Below are 18,513 nucleotides of genomic sequence, written 5' to 3'. Positions count from 1 at the left end.
GCCTCCGCTTGCCACCCCGCCAAGAACGGCCCCGCCAGGGGCGCGGGGAACTGCGCGGGCGAAGGCCAGGCTCGGGCTCAGCGACCCGGCGGCGCCTCATCGTGCAGGATCCGCTGGAACATCCGGTGGTCGCGCCACTCCCCGTCGATGTGCAGATAGCGCGGCGCCATGCCGAAGAGCTCGAAGCCGTTTTTCGCCAGGACGCGCTGCGAGGCGTGGTTGTCGAGCAGGGTGCAGGCGTCGACGCGGTGCAGGCCGACGACGTCGCGGGCGGCCGCGCACACCCGCCCCACCGCAGCCCCGGCGAGGCCCCGGCCCTGCTGGTCGGCGGCGACCCAGTAGCCGAGCGACGCGCTGCGGAACGGTCCGAGGACCACGCCCGACAGCGTGAAGGCGCCAACGACGTCCCCGTCCTTCTCCAGCACCCACGGCACGGCGCGCCCCTCGCCGAACTCCTTCAGCAGCACCGCGATGCGCTCCGCCTGCCCCTCGACGGTGAAGAAGCGCTCGGGGCGGCGCGGCTCCCACGGTCGCAGGTGAGCCCGGTTGGTCACCTGGGCGCGGCACAGCGCGTCCGCGTCGTTGGGGGTGAGGATCCGCAACAGGACGTCGTGGTGCAGCAGTTCGGCGGGAACGGTCATGCGAGAACCGTAGCCTTCCGGCCAGGGGACGCGCCGCCGACCGTAGCGCTCGGGCCAGCGGACGCGCCGCCGACCGTAGCGCTCGGGACAGCGGACGGCCGCAGGACCCCACCGCCCCCTCCGCCACCCCACCGCTCCTCCCTCCCCGTGCCCACCCACCTGCCCCCGCCCCACCCGGCGGGACCGGTTTCGTAGGATTGCGGGCGTGGCAACGGCAACGGGGATCAGCTGGGCGGCACCGACGGAGACGGAGTGGCTGCTGCACAGCGCGGGGCTGCGCGGCGACACCGAGGAGCAGATGCGGGTGCTGGCCCGTGAGGTGCTCTACATCGCCGCGCCGAAGGCCGAGGTCGACGCGCGGCCCGACCGGGTCCGCTGGCCCGCCTACCGGGATGCGTCCGGGCGCCCCTGCAAACCGGTGTTCACCCGCGGCATGCTGCCGCCGTGGCACCCGGACTGGGTGTTCCACGGGGTCTCGCTCGGGTGGATCGCCGACTCGGGTCTGCTCGGCGGCCGGACGCTGCTCGCGGTCAACGCGGGCACCCCGGCCCAGCTGTTCCTGCCGACCGGCGCCGAGCACCTGGCGCGGTGGCGCCGGCTCCACGCGGCAGCCGGACGCCCCGAGCGGCTGACCGGGCTGCGGCACGGCGCGCTGCGCGGCCCGCTCGCGTACGGGCTCGCCTGCGGCGCGCATCTCGCGGTCAGCCACGACGTGCCGTGGAACGAGGTGGGCACCGTCTACCACGAGTACACCGCGGAGCTCCGGATGCTTCGCGATTCGTGGGGCATCACGGACCCCGCGGGGTGGCGGCAGCAGGTGGACGCCCTGCTCGACGCGCGCAACAGCCCCGCGGAGCCCGACTTCGTGCTGCGCGTACGGGAGGAGCTGCGGGCCGGGCTCGACGAGGCACCGCCGGCCGAGCTGTGGCGCGAGACGGCCGCCGGGCACGCCCAGGACATCGGGGTGGGGCACGTCGCCGTCAAGGAGATCGAGGAGCTGGTGCGGCGCATCGCCCGCTACGAGGCCCGGTTCCGGGCCGACGGGCTGCTCCCGCCGGACGGCCGGGTCACCACGGCCGTCGCCTACGACTACGGACGCGCGGTGAACCTGGCGCGCTGGGGCCTGTCGGCACGGTTCTGCACGCCGCACGAGGCAGAGCAGGTGATCGTGCACGCGGGGGCCCTGAGCAAGGCGGCGTATCTCTCGTGGGGGGACTTCTCAGCGGGGTACGCGCTGGGGCGGGTGCTGCGCTTCGACGAGGAGTCGTACGGCAGTTACTACCAGCAGAACGTGACCGCCCACCGGATCCTCACCGATCACGAGGGCAGCCCCTGGCGCAACATCCCCTGGCGCTGAGCCGCGGCCGGGCCGCACGCGGGGTGCGCTCAGGCACCCACGGCGCCGTCGACGCCCTCGCGCAGGAGGTCGGCGTGGCCGTTGTGGCGGCCGTACTCCAGGATCATGTGCAGCATCACCATGCGCAGCGACACCTCCTCGCCCCAGCGCGGCTGGAGCCCGGCGAGGTCGAGCGACTCGGCTTCGCGCTCGATCCGCCGGGAGTGCGCCACCTCGGCTTCCCATGCGGCGAACGCGTCGGCGCGGGTGGCGCCTTCGGTGTCGTAGGCGGCCTGGAAGTCGACGTGGTCCGACCACACCATGGGAGCGTCGTGGTCCTCGAACACCCGCCGGAACCAGGCGCGTTCGACTTCGGCCATGTGCCGGACGAGGCCGAGCAGATTGAGTGTGGAGGGCGGCATGGACCGCTGCCGCAGCTCCTCGTCGCCGAGCCCCTCGCATTTCATGGCGAGCGTGGCGCGGTGGTAGTCGAGGAAGGCGCGGAGCGTCTCCCGCTCGGGGCCGAAGTGGGGTGGGCCTATACGGTGATCGGTCACTGGGCTGCTCCTGATGCGTGCGGTACGGCCGCACAGTACCGCGCGAGGCTCCGCGCAGTTCCCCGCGCCCCTGGACGTTGCAGCAGACCTGCCCGACCAGCGACCCGGCACCGAGCGCCGTCGTCCGCACGCCGTCGTGGGCTGGTCGCGCAGTTCCCCGCGCCCCTGACTACGCACAGCGGACCAAACCAGCCAGTGGCCCTGCCCCAGGCCCAACCCCCCACGGGGCGCGGGGAACTGCGCATCGCCCCGCCCCTCCGGGGCCGAGAAGCCCCGCTTACCCGACCCCGGCCCCGACCCCCACCCCTACCCGCCGCTCGCGCAGAAGCAGCCACGCCGACACCCCCGCCCCCACCATCAACCCCGCCGCCCCCCACGCCACCCCATCCAGCCCCCGCGTAAACGCCGCGTAGGCCGAGGAAGCCAAACCCACATCGCCGCGCGCAAGCGCAACCGCCGCACCCAGCGTCTCGCGGGCCGGCGCCGGCGCGCCGGACATGCCGTGGCGGTAGACCGCCGCGCCCACGGAGCCGAGGACCGCCATGCCGAGCGCCCCGCCCAGCTCCTGGCCGGCCTCAAGGACCGCCGCCGCCGATCCGGCCCGCTCGGGCGGCGCCGCGCCGAGCGCGAGTTCGTTGGCGAGGGACATCGCGGCGACGAGGCCGCACGTGTACACCGCGCAGGCGGTGAGCGTGAACCACAGCGCCGAGTCCGTGCGGACCCGCGTCAGCGCCAGGAACCCGCACGCGGAGAGGGCGAAGCCGGCCGCCATGACGCTCCCCCGGTCGTGGCGGCGGGCGAGCGCCGCCCCGCACGGCGCCCCCACGAACGCCCCCACCGCCGGCACCAGGCTCCACAGCGCCGCGCGCAGCGGGCTCTGACCGAGCACCGTCTGGAGGTACTGGGTGAGGAACACCGCCATACCCACGGTCGCCGCGATGGCGAGGAGATTGGCGAGCACCGCCCCGCCGTAGGTGCGGCGGCGCAGCAGCTCCAGGTCGACCAGGGGGTGGGCGAGCCGGGACTGGCGGCGCACGAAGACGCACAGGAGGGCGAGCCCGCACAGGAGGGACACCACAGACGCCAACCCCACGCCGTCACGGGCGAGTTGCTTGATTCCCTGGATTACGGGGAGGAGCCCGGCGAGCGACAGCACCGCGCTCGGCCAGTCGAAGCGGCCGGCCACCGGCTGCGTCACCTCGGGCAGCAGCAGCGGCGCCAGGATGAGCAGAAGCAGCATCGCGGGGAGGTTGACGAGGAACACCGAGCCCCACCAGAAGTGCTCGAGCAGGGCTCCGCTGACGACCGGCCCGAAGGAGATGCCGACGGTCATGACGCCGGTCCACGCGGTGACCGCCTTGGCGCGCTGCCGCTCGTCGCGGAACAGGTTGCGGATCAGGGCGAGCGTGGCGGGCATCAGGGCGGCTCCGCCCACGCCGAGCAACGCCCTTGCCGCAATGAGGAGTTGGGGCGAGCCGGCGTAGGCCGCGGCCAGCGAGGCGAGGCCGAAGACGGCCGCCCCGGCGAGCACGAGGCGGCGTCGGCCGATGCGGTCGCCGAGCGCGCCCATGGTGATGAGCAGTCCCGCGAGCACGAAACCGTACATGTCGAGGATCCACAGCTGCTGAGTGGAGCTGGGCCTGAGGTCCTCGCTGATGGACGGGATGGCGAAGTAGAGGATGGAGACGTCCATCGAGACGAGCAGCAGCGGGAGCATGAGGACGGCGAACGCGGTCCATTCCCCGCGTCCGGCGCGCGGCGCGGCCGGGTCGGTGCGGCCCGCGTGGGGGCCGGTGGTGGTGTCCATGGAGGGAGCGAAGCAGAGGGGCGCGTACGGCGACACCGTCGACCTAGTGCACCCTCTCCAAATCCCGCTGGTGGCACGGGAGTACGCCGCTACGCGCACTAGTACACTGCCCGCCGTGACCGATCCCGCGCCCTACCTCTCCATCGCTGCCGGCATCCGGCGCCGCATCATGTCGGGCGAGCTCGCGCCGGGTGACCGGGTGTCCTCGACGCGGGCCATCGTGCGGGAGTCCGGGGTGGCGATGGCGACCGCGACCAAGGCGCTCGGCGTGCTGGCGCGGGAGGGTCTGGTGCGGGCGGTGCCGGGGGTCGGCACAGTGGTCGCCGAGGCGGCGCCGGCGCGCGGGCTGGAGCGGGGGGCTCCTTTGAGCCGGGCCGCCGTGGTGGCCGCCGCGGTCCGCATCGCGGACACGGAGGGGCTCGCGGGGCTCTCCATGCGGCGGGTCGCGGCCGGTCTCGGCACCTCCACGATGGCGCTGTACCGGCATGTGCCGAACAAGGCAGAGCTCGTACGGCTCATGACGGACGTGGGGTTCGCGGAGGCGGATCCGGGCCGCCCGGACGGTGACTGGCGGGCTCAACTCACGTACAGCACCCACCGGTTGTGGGGCGCGTACCGAGCGCATCCGTGGATGGCGCGGGCGATGGCGTCCTTCAGCCGGCCGGAGCCCATGCCCGCGGCGATGACGTACACGGAGTCGGTGCTCAGGGCCTTGCGCGGCACCTCACTCGGTGCGCACCAGGTCATGCTCGCGCACCTCACGCTCGTCGCGTTCGTCCAGGGGCTCGGCCTGGCGATGGAGCTGGAGGGGCACGCGCTCCAGGACACCGGGGTCTCCAACGACGCGTGGATGGAGCGGCACGGGGGTCGGTTTGCGGCCATCGTGAAGCGCGGCCACTACCCCGTGCTCACCACTCTGTTCGAACACGAGCCGTTCGCGATGGACCTGGACTCGCTCTTCGGTTTCGGCCTCGACCGACTTCTCGACGGCATCGCCGTGAGCATCCGCGAAACGTCCGCTTAACGAACGACGACCTTCGGACAACGGACGTTTTTCGGCCAACTTGTTGACGCGCTCCTGACACAGGTTCTTCCCGCCTGGCACTCTTCCCCCGTTCCTCGCACACAGTTTTCACGCACAACATCTCGTTGCCGCACCTGCTCCGCTTTGCTCTGCCCGGCCGACCCCACCCAGTCGCCCGGATCCCCCTCGCAGAAGGAGTTCGCGTGAGATCCACGCATCGTCGTCGTGCCACCGCCACCGGCGCCCTGATCGCCGCTGCCGCCATGCTGAGTGTCGGCTTCCAGGCCGGGACCGCCAGCGCACACCCCGACGACTCCGCGGCCACCGCGGCCCTCAAGGCCCAGGCGGTACGCAATCCGGGCGCCCTGCCCGCCAGTCTCACCCCCTCCCAGCGCGCCGAGCTCATACGCCAGGCCACGGCGACCACGGCGGACACCGCCAAGACGCTCGGCCTCGGCGCGCAGGAGAAGCTCGTCGTCCACGACGTCTCCAAGGACCAGAACGGCACGGTCCACACCCGCTACGAGCGGACCTACCAGGGCCTGCCCGTCCTCGGTGGCGACCTGATGGTCGACACCGCGTCCGGCAAGACCGCGAACGTCCTCAAGGCCAACAACGCGCAGCTCCAGGGGATTTCGACCACCACCCCCGCCGCCGCTCCGGCCGCCGCGGCCACCACGGCCCTCAAGGCCGCCAAGGCCGCCGGCTCGAAGGCCACCAAGGCCGACAGCGCCCGCAAGGTCATCTGGATGGTCAAGGGCGCGCCGACCCTCGCGTACGAGACGGTCGTGGGCGGTCTCCAGGACGACGGCACCCCGAACCAGCTGCACGTCATCACGGACGCCAAGACGGGCGCCAAGCTGCACCAGTGGCAGGGCATCGAGACCGGCGTGGGCAACACCCGCTACAGCGGGCAGGTCACGCTGAGCACCACCCAGTCCGGGTCGAACTACACCCTGACCGACAACACCCGCGGTGGCCACAAGACGTACAACCTGAACCACGGGACGTCCGGCACGGGTTCGCTGTTCACCCAGACCAACGACACCTGGGGTGACGGCACCAACGCCAACGCCGCGACCGCGGGTGCGGACGCCGCGTACGGCGCGGGCGAGACCTGGGACTTCTACAAGAACGTGTTCGGCCGCAGCGGCATCCGGGGCGACGGCGTCGGCGCCTACTCCCGCGTCCACTACGGCAACGCGTACGTCAACGCGTTCTGGGACGACAGCTGCTTCTGCATGACGTACGGCGACGGCACGGGCAACAACGACCCGCTGACCGCGCTCGACGTGGCCGGCCACGAGATGAGCCACGGCGTCACCGCCGCCACCGCGGGCCTCAACTACGCGGACGAGTCCGGCGGTCTCAACGAGGCCACCTCGGACATCATGGGCACCTCGGTGGAGTTCTACGCGAACAACTCCTCCGACCCGGGTGACTACCTCATCGGCGAGAAGATCAACATCAACGGCGACGGCACCCCGCTGCGCTACATGGACAAGCCGAGCAAGGACGGCGGCTCCGCGGACAGCTGGTACTCCGGCGTCGGCAACCTCGACGTCCACTACTCGTCCGGCCCGGCGAACCACTGGTTCTACCTGGCGTCCGAGGGCAGCGGCGCCAAGGTCATCAACGGCGTGAGCTACAACTCGCCGACCTCCGACGGCCTGCCGGTCACCGGCATCGGCCGCGACAAGGCCCAGCTGATCTGGTACAAGGCGCTGACCACCAAGTTCAACTCCAGCACGGACTACGCGGGGGCCCGTGCGGGCACCATCGCCGCGGCGACCGAGCTGTACGGCGCGGGCAGCGCCGAGGTCACCAACGTCACCGACGCGTGGGCGGCCATCAACGTCGGCGCCCGTCACGGCGGCGGCACAGACCCCGGTGGCAAGGTCTTCGAGAACACGGCGAGCGTGGCCATTCCGGACTACCCGGGTGCCGCGGTGACCTCGCCGGTCACCGTCTCGGGGATCACCGGCAACGCGCCGTCCGCCCTCCAGGTCGGCGTGAAGATCACGCACACCTACATCGGTGACCTCCAGATCGATCTGGTGGCCCCGAACGGCACGTCGTTCCGTCTGAAGAGCTCCTCGTCGGACTCGACGCAGAACCTCAACAAGACGTACACCGTGAACGCCTCCAGCGTCGCGGCGAACGGCGTGTGGAAGCTCAAGGTCCAGGACAAGGCGCGGCAGGACGTCGGCACCATCACCGACTTCAAGCTCTCCTTCTGAACCTCGGCGAGCCGCACCACCGGACTCCCGGAGCAATGGGGGGAGTTCACCTTCTTGGAACTCACCTTCTGACCAGGCGGCTGGCCGGAAAGTGAAGGTGCCCGGAGCCCATGAGGCTCCGGGCACCGCCCATTTCACGGCCGTACGGAGGCCGGCGCTCAGCGCATGAGCACGCCCGCGCCCTCACCCGTCGCCTCGGTCGGACCCGCGACCAGGCCGAGCTCCGCGTGGGTCGCGAGGCCCCGGTGGGCCGGCAGGACACGGACCGTGTAGCCGAACGGGCCGGTACGGTCGAGGGCGAGCGGGCCTTCGTAGACCCAGCGGCCCTCCAGGTCGGCGCCGCCCGCCGGTTTCAGCGGGAAGACGGCCGCGTCCGCGATGGCGTCGGTGGCGTCCACCCGGCCGGCCACCGCCTGTACCTCCACGTCGTCGGGACCGAGCTCGCCCAGGGCGACCCGTACCCGAAGGGCCAGCGTGGAGCCGAGCTCCGCGGTGCCGCCCTGGACGGCCGCGTCGGGGGCCACCGCCTCGACGTGGTCGACGGCGACCCGCGGCCAGGCGCGCCGCACCCGCGTCTTCCAGTCCGCCAACTCCCGTGCCGTGGAAGGGTCGAGGGAGCGGTGGGCGGCGGCGGCCGGTGCGTACAGACGGGTCACGTACTCCCGCACCATGCGTCCCGCGAGCACCTTGGGGCCCAGGGTGGTGAGGGTCTGGCGGACCATTTCGATCCACCGGTCGGGAAGGCCGGAGGGGCCGCGGTCGTAGAAGCGGGGGGCGACCCGGTCCTCGATGAGGTCGTAGAGGGCGTTGGCCTCCAGCTCGTCGCGGCGGTCCTCGTCGGTCGCCGCGCCGTCGGCGGTCGGGATGGCCCAGCCGAAGTCGGGCTCGAACCACTCGTCCCACCAGCCGTCCAGGACCGACAGGTTGAGACAGCCGTTGAGAGCCGCCTTCATCCCGCTCGTCCCGCAGGCCTCAAGGGGGCGCAGCGGGTTGTTGAGCCACACGTCGCACCCGGGGTACAGCTTCTGCGCCATCTTCATGCCGTAGTCCGGCAGGAACACGATGCGATGGCGGACCCGGGGGTCGTCGGCGAACTTCACCAGCTCCTGTACGAGCCGCTTGCCGCCGTCGTCGGCGGGGTGCGCCTTGCCCGCCACCACGATCTGCACCGGCCGCGTCGGATGGAGCAGCAGCTCCATAAGGCGCTCGCGGTCGCGCAGCATCAGCGTGAGCCGTTTGTAGGAGGGGACACGCCGGGCGAAGCCGATGGTGAGCACGTCGGGGCTCAACACCCCCTCGATCCAGCCCAGTTCGGCCGAGCCGGCGCCGCGCTGGCGCCAGGAGGCACGCAGCCGTTCCCGCACCTCGGTGACGAGCTGTTCGCGCAGCTCCCTGCGCAGCTCCCAGATCTCGCCGTCGCCGATGTCGGCGACGGCGTCCCAGCGCTCGGAGCCGCCGACCGCGAGGGCGTCCTCGGTGCGGCCGGCGCCGATCTGGCGGGCGCCGAGCCGGAAGACCTCGGGCGCCACCCAGGTGGGGGCGTGCACGCCGTTGGTGACGGAGGTGATCGGCACCTCCTGCGGGTCGAAGCCGGGCCAGAGCCCCGCGAACATCTGCCGGCTGACGGCGCCGTGCAGGGTGGAGACGCCGTTGGCGCGCTGGGCGAGCCGCAGCCCCATGACGGCCATGTTGAAGAGGTTCGGCTCGCCGCCGGGGTAGGTCTCCAGGCCTAGCTGGAGGATCTTCTCGACGTCGACGCCGGGCAGCTCGCCATCGTCGCCCAGATGGCGGGCGACCAGTTCGCGGTCGAAGCGGTCGATGCCGGCGGGCACCGGGGTGTGGGTGGTGAAGACGGTGCCGGCCCGCACCGATTCGAGCGCGGCGTCGAATTCCAGCCCATCTCCGGCGAGTTCACGGATGCGTTCGAGCCCCAGGAACCCGGCGTGCCCCTCGTTGGTGTGGAACACCTCGGGCGCGGCATGCCCGGTGAGGCGACAGTACGTCCGCACCGCGCGCACCCCGCCGATGCCGAGCAGCATCTCCTGGAGGAGGCGGTGCTCGCTGCCGCCGCCGTAGAGGCGGTCGGTCACGTCGCGTTCGCCGGGGCCGTTGTCCTCGACGTCGGAGTCGAGCATGAGCAGCGGCACCCGGCCGACCCTGGCCTGCCAGATCGCGGCGTGCAGGGCGCGGCCGCCGGGCAGGGCGAGCGACACCTTGGCGGGGGTGCCGTCCGCTTCCCTCAGCAGGGAGACGGGCAGCTCGTTGGGGTCGAGCAGGGGGTAGTGCTCCTGCTGCCAGCCGTCGCGCGAGAGCGACTGGCGGAAGTAGCCGTGCCGGTAGAGGAGGCCGACCCCGATGAGGGGCACGCCGAGGTCGCTGGCGGATTTCAGATGGTCGCCGGCGAGGATGCCGAGGCCGCCGGAGTACTGCGGAAGGGCGGCGGTGACACCGAACTCGGGCGAGAAGTAGGCGATGGCGGACGGGAGTTCACCGCTCTGGTCCTGGTACCAGCGGTGGCCGTGCAGATAGTCGTCGAGGTCGTCGGCGGCCGCGGTGAGCCGGCGCAGGAAGCGGCGGTCCTGGGCGAGCGTGTCGAGCCGGGCGGCGCCGACGGCGCCGAGCAGCCGCACGGGGTCCTCACCCGCCGCCCGCCAGCCGTCGGGGTCCAGGGCCTTGAAGAGGTCTCGGGTCTCCGCATGCCAGGACCAGCGCAGATTGCGCGCGAGATCGCTGAGCGGACGAAGGGCGTCGGGCAGGACAGGGCGCACGGTGAATCGACGGATTGCCTTCACGCTTCCACCTTCGCAGGGGACGTACGTAGCGGGGCGGGCACACGGTGATGTGCGCCCCTCCTTCACTCCCGAAGGTAATGCCGGTGCGCCCCGGGCCACGACTGCACCCCGCGGTCCGGAGCCATGGATTCCGGACGGTGTCCGCCACGGGACACCGTTCCCTGAACCGCCGTCACCTCACGTGCGGGCAGGCAAAGTTTGGGCGGTTGTCGGCCACGGTTCGGGGCGGTTTCCTTGTCCGATGCATTACGCGCAGGTAGTTAGCAAACAGCCGGAATGCCCACCCGTACACCGTGGAAGGCTCACTCGGTACGCCTTCTTGCAGTGTTTCCCGCACGCCATTCGAGTGAACGCGGACAGGAGCGGCCATGCCCGCAGCCGGTCAGTCGCCCAGGGAGCAGCTAAAAAGGACAGACTCCCGCAAACGCGGCAAACCATACCAATCATCCGCAGGTGAACCCGTGAACCCGAACCCGTCCATCGGACGCATCCCCGTTCTCGACGTGCGCCCCGCCGTCGAGAACGGCACCAGGCCCGCGAAGGCGGTGGCAGGGGAGAGTTTCCAGGTGACCGCCACCGTGTTCCGCGAGGGTCATGACGCCGTGGCCGCCAACGTCGTCCTGCGCGACCCCGGAGGGCGCCGGCGCCCCTTCACCCCGATGCGAGAACTCGCGCCCGGCACCGACCTGTGGGGCGCCGAGGTCACCCCGACCTCGGAAGGCCTGTGGACGTACACCGTGGAGGGGTGGGGCGACCCGCTCACCACCTGGCGCCACCACGCCCGCATCAAGATCCCGGCCGGCCTCGACACCGAGCTCGTCCTCGCGGAGGGCGCCGCGCTGTACGAACGGGCGGCGGCCGGGGTACCCAAGGCCAAGGGGCGGCGCGAGGCGGTCCTCGCGGTGGCCGACGCCCTGCGCGACACCGGCCGCTCCCCCGGCGACCGGCTGGCCGCCGCCCTGGACCCCGGTGTGGACGCGGCCCTTTCGATGTATCCGCTGCGCGACCTGGTGACCTCCTCGGCGCCGATGCCGCTGCTCGTGGAGCGGCGGCGGGCGCTGTACGGGTCCTGGTACGAGCTGTTCCCGCGCTCCGAGGGCGCCGTCGTCAGCGGTGAGGGCCCGCCGGTATCCGGCACCTTCCGCACGGCGGCCGCGCGGCTGCCCGCGATCGCCGCCATGGGCTTCGACGTCGTCTATCTGCCACCGATCCACCCCATCGGCACCACCTACCGCAAGGGCCCCGACAACAGCCTGGAGGCGGGGCCCCTGGATGTCGGTGTGCCCTGGGCGATCGGCTCGTCCGACGGCGGCCATGACGCCGTCCACCCCGATCTGGGCACCCTGGAGGACTTCGACGACTTCGTGAGCGCAGCGCGCGACCTGCGCCTCGAAGTGGCCCTCGACTTCGCCCTCCAGTGCTCCCCCGACCACCCCTGGGTCGACAAGCACCCCGAGTGGTTCCACCACCGCGTCGACGGCACGATCGCGTACGCCGAGAACCCGCCGAAGAAGTACCAGGACATCTACCCGATCGCCTTCGACCAGGATATGCCGGGCCTGGTCGAGGAGACGGTGCGGCTGCTGCGGTTCTGGATGGGGCACGGCGTACGCATCTTCCGCGTGGACAATCCGCACACCAAGCCGGTGGTCTTCTGGGAACAGGTCATCGCCGAGATCAACGGCACCGACCCGGAGGTGATCTTCCTGGCCGAGGCGTTCACCCGGCCGGCGATGATGCGCACCCTCGCCAAGATCGGTTTTCAGCAGTCGTACACCTACTTCACCTGGCGCACCACCAAGCAGGAGCTCACCGAGTACGTCACCGAGCTGGCGACCGAGACCGCGCCCTACATGCGGCCCAACTTCTTCGTGAACACCCCGGACATCCTGCACGGCTACCTCCAGGACGGCGGCCGTCCCGCCTTCGAGGTGCGGGCGGTGCTCGCCGCGACGCTCTCGCCCTCCTGGGGCGTCTACGCCGGTTACGAGCTCTGCGAGAACGAGCCCGCCGCGCCGGGAAGCGAGGAGTACCTGCACTCCGAGAAGTACCAACTGCGGCCCCGCGACTGGGAGTCGGCCGAGCGCGCGGGCCGCTCCATCGCACCGCTGATCACCACACTCAACCGCATCAGGCGCCGCCAGCCGGCCCTGCGGCAGCTGCGTTCGGTCCACTTCCACTCCACCGACAACGACGCGTTGATCGCGTACAGCAAGCGCTCGGGTTCGAACACCGTTGTGGTGGTCGCCAACCTCGACCCCCACCACACCCAGGAGGCCACGGTCTCGTTGGACATGCCGGAACTCGGCCTCACCTGGGACGAGTCCTTCCCGGTGCGCGACGAGCTCACCGGAGAGACCTACCACTGGGGCAGGGCCAACTACGTGCGCCTGGAACCGGGCCGAGCGCCCGCGCACATCCTGGTCCTGCGACCGTCCCCGCCGATCGGAGGGTCACCCACACCATGATCGTCAATGAGCCCGTCCACGACACGTTCGAAGACACCCCCGCCAAGGATCGCGACCCCGAGTGGTTCAAGCGCGCGGTGTTCTACGAGGTGCTCGTGCGGTCCTTCCAGGACAGCAACGGCGACGGCGTCGGGGATCTCAAGGGCATCACCGCCAAGCTGGACTATCTGCAATGGCTGGGCGTCGACTGCCTCTGGCTCCCGCCGTTCTTCAAATCCCCTCTGCGCGACGGCGGTTACGACGTCTCGGACTACACCGCGGTGCTGCCCGAGTTCGGTGACCTCGCCGACTTCGTGGAGTTCGTGGACGCCGCCCACCAGCGCGGCATGCGCGTGATCATCGACTTCGTGATGAACCACACCAGCGATCAGCACGAGTGGTTCCAGGAGTCGCGCCGCGACCCGGACGGCCCCTACGGCGACTACTACGTCTGGGCCGACGACGACAAGCAGTACCAGGACGCCCGGATCATCTTCGTCGACACCGAGACGTCCAACTGGACCTTCGACCCGGTCCGCAAGCAGTACTACTGGCACCGCTTCTTCTCCCACCAGCCCGACCTCAACTACGAGAACCCGGCCGTGCAGGAGGAGATCGTCTCGGCGCTGCGTTTCTGGCTCGACCTGGGCATCGACGGCTTCCGTCTGGACGCGGTGCCCTACCTGTACCAGGAGGAGGGAACCAACTGCGAAAACCTTCCGGCAACGCATGAGTTCCTCAAGCGGGTACGGGCCGAGATCGACGCGAGCTACCCGGACACGGTGCTGCTCGCCGAGGCCAACCAGTGGCCGGAAGACGTCGTCGACTACTTCGGCGACTTCACCAAGGGCGGCGACGAGTGCCACATGGCGTTCCACTTCCCGGTGATGCCGCGCATCTTCATGGCGGTGCGCCGCGAGTCCCGCTACCCGGTCTCGGAAATCCTCGCCAAGACCCCGGCGATCCCGCGCAACGCCCAGTGGGGCATCTTCCTGCGCAACCACGACGAGCTCACCCTCGAAATGGTCACGGACGAAGAGCGCGACTACATGTACGCCGAGTACGCCAAGGATCCCCGGATGCGCGCCAACATCGGCATCCGGCGCCGCCTCGCCTCGCTCCTGGACAACGACCGCAACCAGATCGAGCTGTTCACCGCGCTGCTGCTCTCGCTGCCCGGCTCGCCGATCCTGTACTACGGCGACGAGATCGGGATGGGCGACAACATCTGGCTCGGCGACCGTGACGCGGTGCGCACCCCGATGCAGTGGACCCCCGACCGCAACGCGGGGTTCTCCTCCTGCGACCCGGGCCGGCTCTTCCTGCCCACGATCATGGACCCCGTCTACGGCTACCAGGTGACCAACGTCGAGGCATCCATGGCCTCGCCGTCGTCGCTGCTCCACTGGACGCGGCGGATGATCGAGATCCGCAAGCAGAACCATGCCTTCGGACTCGGCTCGTACACCGAGCTGGCCTCCTCCAACCCGGCCGTCCTCGCGTTCTTGCGGGAACACGGCGACGACCTGGTGCTGTGCGTGCACAACTTCTCCCGCTTCCCCCAGCCCACCGAGCTGGACCTGCGGGCGTTCAACGGGATGCACCCGGTGGAGCTGATCGGCGGGGTGCGTTTCCCGGCCATCGGCGAGCTGCCGTATCTGCTCACCCTGGCGGGCCACGGCTTCTACTGGTTCCGTCTGCGCAAGGACCCCACGCCGCCCGCCGTCGTGTGACGAGGACCCGGGCGGAGCGGTTTCCAGCGCTCCGCCCGGGGCACTCTGAACCCCGAACCCCGCGCGCCGCCGGACAGCTTCTGTTGCAATCCGGGACACTCTGCGCAACTCGATTGTGTGCCCGGGGAAAGGATGCGCCGTCATGCCCAAGGCCGCACCGCCCCGTACCACCGGCCTTCCCCTCACCCGGCTGCTGACCTCACTCGCCCCTCTGCTGCACGAATGGCTGCCGCGGCAGCGCTGGTTCGCGGGGAAGGGCCGGCCCGTCACGGACTTCGCGCTGCTCACCGCGACCGAGCTGCTGCCGAACCTGCTGCACCTGCTCGTACGCGCCGAACACGCGGGGCCGCCGCAATCCGCAGGCACGGCCCAGGCACCGCCCGCCGACTGCTACCAGCTCCTCGTCGGGGTCCGCGACCAACTGCCGCCACGGCTCGCGCCCGCCCTCATCGGCCGTGCCAGCCAGGGCCCGCTCGCCGGGCGCACGGTGTACGACGCCCTCCAGGACCCCCAGTCCGCGGCCCTGCTCCTCGAACGCCTCCGCACCTCGGGGAGCGTCGGCCCGCTGTCCTTCGAACGCGATCCGGAGGTCACGGTCGCGCCGGGACTCGCACCCCGGCTGCTCGGCGTGGAACAGTCCAACTCCTCACTGGTGTACGGAGATACGTTCATTCTCAAGGTCTTCCGGCGGGTGCAGCCCGGGGTCAACCCGGACCTCGAACTGCCGTGGGCCCTGGCCCGTCAGGGGTGCGACCGGGTGCCCGCGCCCGCCGCCTGGTTCGGCACCTCCCACCCCCAGGAGACGACGCTCGGCGTGCTCCAGCCGTATCTGCGCGGCGCCGACGACGGCTGGACCCTTGCGCTCGCCTCCCTCGCCGACGGGCGCTCCTTCACCAAGGAGGCGTACGAGCTGGGGCGGGCCACCGCCGATGTGCACCTCGCGCTCGCCGAGGCCTTCCCGTCCGTCTCGCTCGGCCGGCCGCAGACCGCGCTGATCGCGGCCGCGATGACCGAGCGTCTGGACGCCACCGCCCAGGCCGTGCCCGCGCTCGCCCCGTACGTCCCCGGCCTGCGGGCCGCCTTCGACGCGGTCGCGCTGCTCGACACGGCGGGCACCGCCCAGCGCATCCACGGCGACCTCCACCTCGGTCAGGCCCTGCGGGCCGGTGAAGGCCCCTGGTCGGTGATCGACTTCGAGGGCGAGCCGAGCCGTCCGCTCGCCGAGCGGCGCCGCCCGCAGCCCCCGGTGCGTGACGTCGCGGGCATGCTGCGCTCCTTCGACTACGCGTCCTGTTCCGCCCGGGAGGCCAACCCCCGCTGGGCCGAGGAGTGCCGGGCCGCGTACTGCGCGGGCTACGCGGTGCGCTCCGGCCGCGACCCCCGTGAAGCGCCCGAGCTGCTGCGCGCGTACGAGACCGACAAGGCCGTGTACGAAGTGCTCTACGAAGCCCGGCACCGCCCCGACTGGCTGCCCGTGCCGATGGCGGCGATCGACCGCCTGGCCCGGGCCTGAACCCCACCCCGCGCACCACGCCATCCCAGGAGGCAGTCCCCGTGACCCCCCGCCCCGCCCGCAACTCCTCCGAAACCGCCACCGGCGCAGCGGCACCCGCCGCGACGGCGGCGAAGCCCGCCAAGACGCCTCCCGCGCCCCGCCGGGCCGCCACTCGCGGCGTGCGGCCCGCGCCCGCACTCTCCGCGGCGGACCGGGGGCGCCTGCTCGCCGGCGGACACCACGATCCGCACGCCCTGCTCGGCGCGCACCCGGTGCGGGGCGGGGTGGCGATCCGCGCCCTGCGCCCGTACGCCCGCGCCGTGACCGTGCTCGGCAAGGGGCTGCGGGCCGAGCTGCACGACGACGGGGACGGCCTGTTCTCGGGGGTGCTGCCGCTGCGCGCGGTGCCGGACTACACCCTGCTCGTCACCTACGAGGACAACGAGATCGAGGTGCACGACCCGTACCGCTTCCTGCCCTCGCTCGGCGACCTCGATCTGCATCTGATCGGCGAGGGCCGCCACGAGGAGCTGTGGACGGCGCTGGGCGCCCGCCCGATGGTGCACCAGGGCGTGACGGGGACGCGCTTCACGGTGTGGGCGCCGAACGCGCAGGGGGTCAGGGTCAGCGGCGACTTCACGTACTGGGACGGCACCGCCCACCCCATGCGCTCGCTCGGCTCGACCGGTGTGTGGGAGTTGTTCCTGCCCGGCGTCGGCGACGGCGCGCTCTACAAATTCGACATCATGCGCCCCGACGGCACCCACACCCTGCGGGCCGACCCGATGGCGCGCCGCACGGAGGTGCCGCCGGCCAACGCCTCGATCGTCACCGAGTCCCACCATGTGTGGCGCGACGAGGAGTGGATGGCGCGCCGCACCGCGCGCCCGGTTCACGAGGCACCGTTCTCGGTGTACGAGGTCCACCTGGCCTCCTGGCGCCCGCGCCTCACCTACCGCCAGCTGGCCGACCAACTCCCGGCCTACGTAAAGGACTTGGGCTTTACCCACGTCGAGTTCCTGCCGGTCTCCGAGCACCCCTTCGGCGGCTCCTGGGGCTACCAGGTGACCGGGTTCTACGCCCCGACATCCCGGATGGGCACCCCCGACGACTTCCGCTTCCTGGTCGACGCGCTGCACGAGGCGGGCATCGGCGTGATCGTGGACTGGGTGCCGGCGCACTTCCCGAAGGACGACTGGGCGCTCGCCGAGTTCGACGGACGCACCCTGTACGAGCACGAGGACCCCACGCGCGCCGAGCACCCCGACTGGGGCACCCTCGAATTCGACTACGGCCGCAAGGAGGTCCGCAACTTCCTGGTCGCCAACGCGACGTACTGGTGCGAGGAGTTCCACGTCGACGGGCTGCGCGTCGACGCGGTGGCCTCGATGCTGTACTTGGACTACTCGCGCGAGGACGGCGAGTGGAGCCCCAACGAGCACGGCGGGCGCGAGAACTTCGACGCGGTGGCCTTCCTCCAGGAGATGAACGCCACGGTCTACCGGCGCTGCCCGGGTGTGGTGACCATCGCCGAGGAGTCCACCGCGTGGGACGGCGTGACCCGGCCCACCGACCACGGCGGTCTCGGTTTCGGCCTGAAGTGGAACATGGGCTGGATGCACGACTCGCTGGGCTACGTCCAGCATGAGCCGGTGCACCGCAAGTACCACCACAGCGAGATGACGTTCTCGATGGTGTACGCGTACAGCGAGAACTACGTGCTGCCGATCTCGCACGACGAGGTGGTCCACGGCAAGCGGGCCCTGGTGTCGAAGATGCCCGGCGACTGGTGGCAGCAGCGCGCCACCCACCGCGCCTACCTGGGCTTCATGTGGGCCCACCCCGGCAAGCAACTCCTCTTCATGGGCCAGGAGTTCGCGCAGGGCGCCGAGTGGTCGGAGGAGCACGGACCCGACTGGTGGCTGCTCGACCCCTCCTACAGCGCCGAGCCGGACCACCGTGGCGTACGGGACCTGGTGCGCGACCTGAACCGCGCCTATGCGACCCAGCCCGCCCTGTGGGAGCGCGACACGGACCCGGCGGGCTTCTCGTGGCTGGCGGGAGACGCGGCGGAGGACAACGTCTTCGCGTTCCTGCGCCACGACGCGTCCGGCGCGCCGCTCCTTTCGGTCTCCAACTTCTCGCCGGTGGTCCGCGCCGAGTACCGCCTGGGCGTCCCGGACACGGTGCCCGCCTGGCGGGAGACCCTCAACACGGACGAGGCCCGCTACGGCGGAGGCGGCGTCGGCAACCCCGACCCCCTGAAGCCCGACCCGACCCCGTCCCACGGCCGCCCGGTCTCCATCAACCTGACCTTGCCCCCACTCGCCACGGTGTGGTTCCGCCCGGCGTAAGACCGCAGGCCGCGCCCCGGCGGCCCGCGTGAGACCGAACGCCGCCGCCCCGGCCGGCCCACGACGGGCGGGCCGGGGCGCAACGAC

Annotated in this window: 11 protein-coding genes; 7 read left to right on the top strand and 4 right to left on the bottom strand. The window is 71.4% G+C overall.

Annotation, left to right across the window (positions count from 1 at the left end; translation table 11 throughout):
• Positions 1-77: 77 nt before the first annotated feature.
• Positions 78-641, bottom strand: coding sequence for a GNAT family protein (locus tag AB0D31_RS06410; RefSeq protein WP_362717808.1), 564 nt, complete (start codon positions 639-641; stop codon positions 78-80).
• A gap of 205 nt (positions 642-846) precedes the next feature.
• Between AB0D31_RS06410 and AB0D31_RS06405 the strand changes: the two genes are divergently transcribed.
• Entirely contained in the window at positions 847-1,998 is a 1,152-nt protein-coding gene (locus AB0D31_RS06405) for a DUF1266 domain-containing protein (protein ID WP_362717805.1), read from the top strand.
• Positions 1,999-2,027: 29 nt separating this feature from the next.
• On the opposite strand, the gene AB0D31_RS06400 is transcribed toward AB0D31_RS06405, so the two are convergent.
• On the bottom strand, positions 2,028-2,534 hold the full coding sequence (locus AB0D31_RS06400) for a DinB family protein (RefSeq protein ID WP_362717803.1): 507 nt from the start codon (positions 2,532-2,534) through the stop codon (positions 2,028-2,030).
• Positions 2,535-2,811: 277 nt separating this feature from the next.
• Positions 2,812-4,341, bottom strand: a complete 1,530-nt coding sequence (locus AB0D31_RS06395; protein WP_362717800.1) for an MFS transporter — start codon at positions 4,339-4,341, stop codon at positions 2,812-2,814.
• A gap of 115 nt (positions 4,342-4,456) precedes the next feature.
• Between AB0D31_RS06395 and AB0D31_RS06390 the strand changes: the two genes are divergently transcribed.
• A complete protein-coding gene (locus tag AB0D31_RS06390) occupies positions 4,457-5,365 on the top strand; it encodes a TetR/AcrR family transcriptional regulator C-terminal domain-containing protein (RefSeq protein WP_362717797.1) in 909 nt (302 codons plus the stop codon).
• 203 nt (positions 5,366-5,568) lie between these two features.
• The gene (locus AB0D31_RS06385) at positions 5,569-7,605 is read left to right on the top strand and encodes a M4 family metallopeptidase (protein WP_362717794.1); all 2,037 of its coding nucleotides are present in this window, start codon (positions 5,569-5,571) and stop codon (positions 7,603-7,605) included.
• A gap of 158 nt (positions 7,606-7,763) precedes the next feature.
• Here AB0D31_RS06385 and glgP read toward each other — a convergent pair whose 3' ends face one another.
• On the bottom strand, positions 7,764-10,397 hold the full coding sequence (gene glgP, locus AB0D31_RS06380; RefSeq protein WP_362717791.1) for an alpha-glucan family phosphorylase: 2,634 nt from the start codon (positions 10,395-10,397) through the stop codon (positions 7,764-7,766).
• 461 nt (positions 10,398-10,858) lie between these two features.
• Here glgP and AB0D31_RS06375 point away from each other — a divergent pair, with 461 nt between their 5' ends.
• From AB0D31_RS06375 to glgB, 4 genes are all read left to right on the top strand, one after another.
• Complete coding sequence (locus AB0D31_RS06375; protein ID WP_362717788.1) at positions 10,859-12,865, top strand: alpha-1,4-glucan--maltose-1-phosphate maltosyltransferase; 2,007 nt, start codon at positions 10,859-10,861, stop codon at positions 12,863-12,865.
• Positions 12,862-14,577: a maltose alpha-D-glucosyltransferase gene (gene treS / locus AB0D31_RS06370; RefSeq protein ID WP_362717785.1), complete on the top strand. Its 1,716-nt coding sequence runs from the start codon at positions 12,862-12,864 to the stop codon at positions 14,575-14,577. The genes AB0D31_RS06375 and treS overlap by 4 nt, the downstream gene beginning before the upstream one ends.
• 142 nt (positions 14,578-14,719) lie before the next feature.
• Positions 14,720-16,090, top strand: a complete 1,371-nt coding sequence (locus tag AB0D31_RS06365) for a maltokinase (RefSeq protein ID WP_362717782.1) — start codon at positions 14,720-14,722, stop codon at positions 16,088-16,090.
• A complete protein-coding gene (gene glgB, locus AB0D31_RS06360; protein ID WP_362717869.1) occupies positions 16,087-18,426 on the top strand; it encodes a 1,4-alpha-glucan branching enzyme in 2,340 nt (779 codons plus the stop codon). Before AB0D31_RS06365 ends, glgB begins: the two co-directional genes overlap by 4 nt.
• The last annotated feature ends 87 nt before the right edge of the window (positions 18,427-18,513 follow it).

The organism is Streptomyces sp. NPDC048361 (assembly GCF_040651795.1).
Taxonomy (GTDB): Bacteria; Actinomycetota; Actinomycetes; order Streptomycetales; family Streptomycetaceae; genus Streptomyces.
The sequence above is the reverse complement of the archived record's forward strand: the minus strand, read 5'-3'. Positions and strand labels throughout refer to the sequence as shown.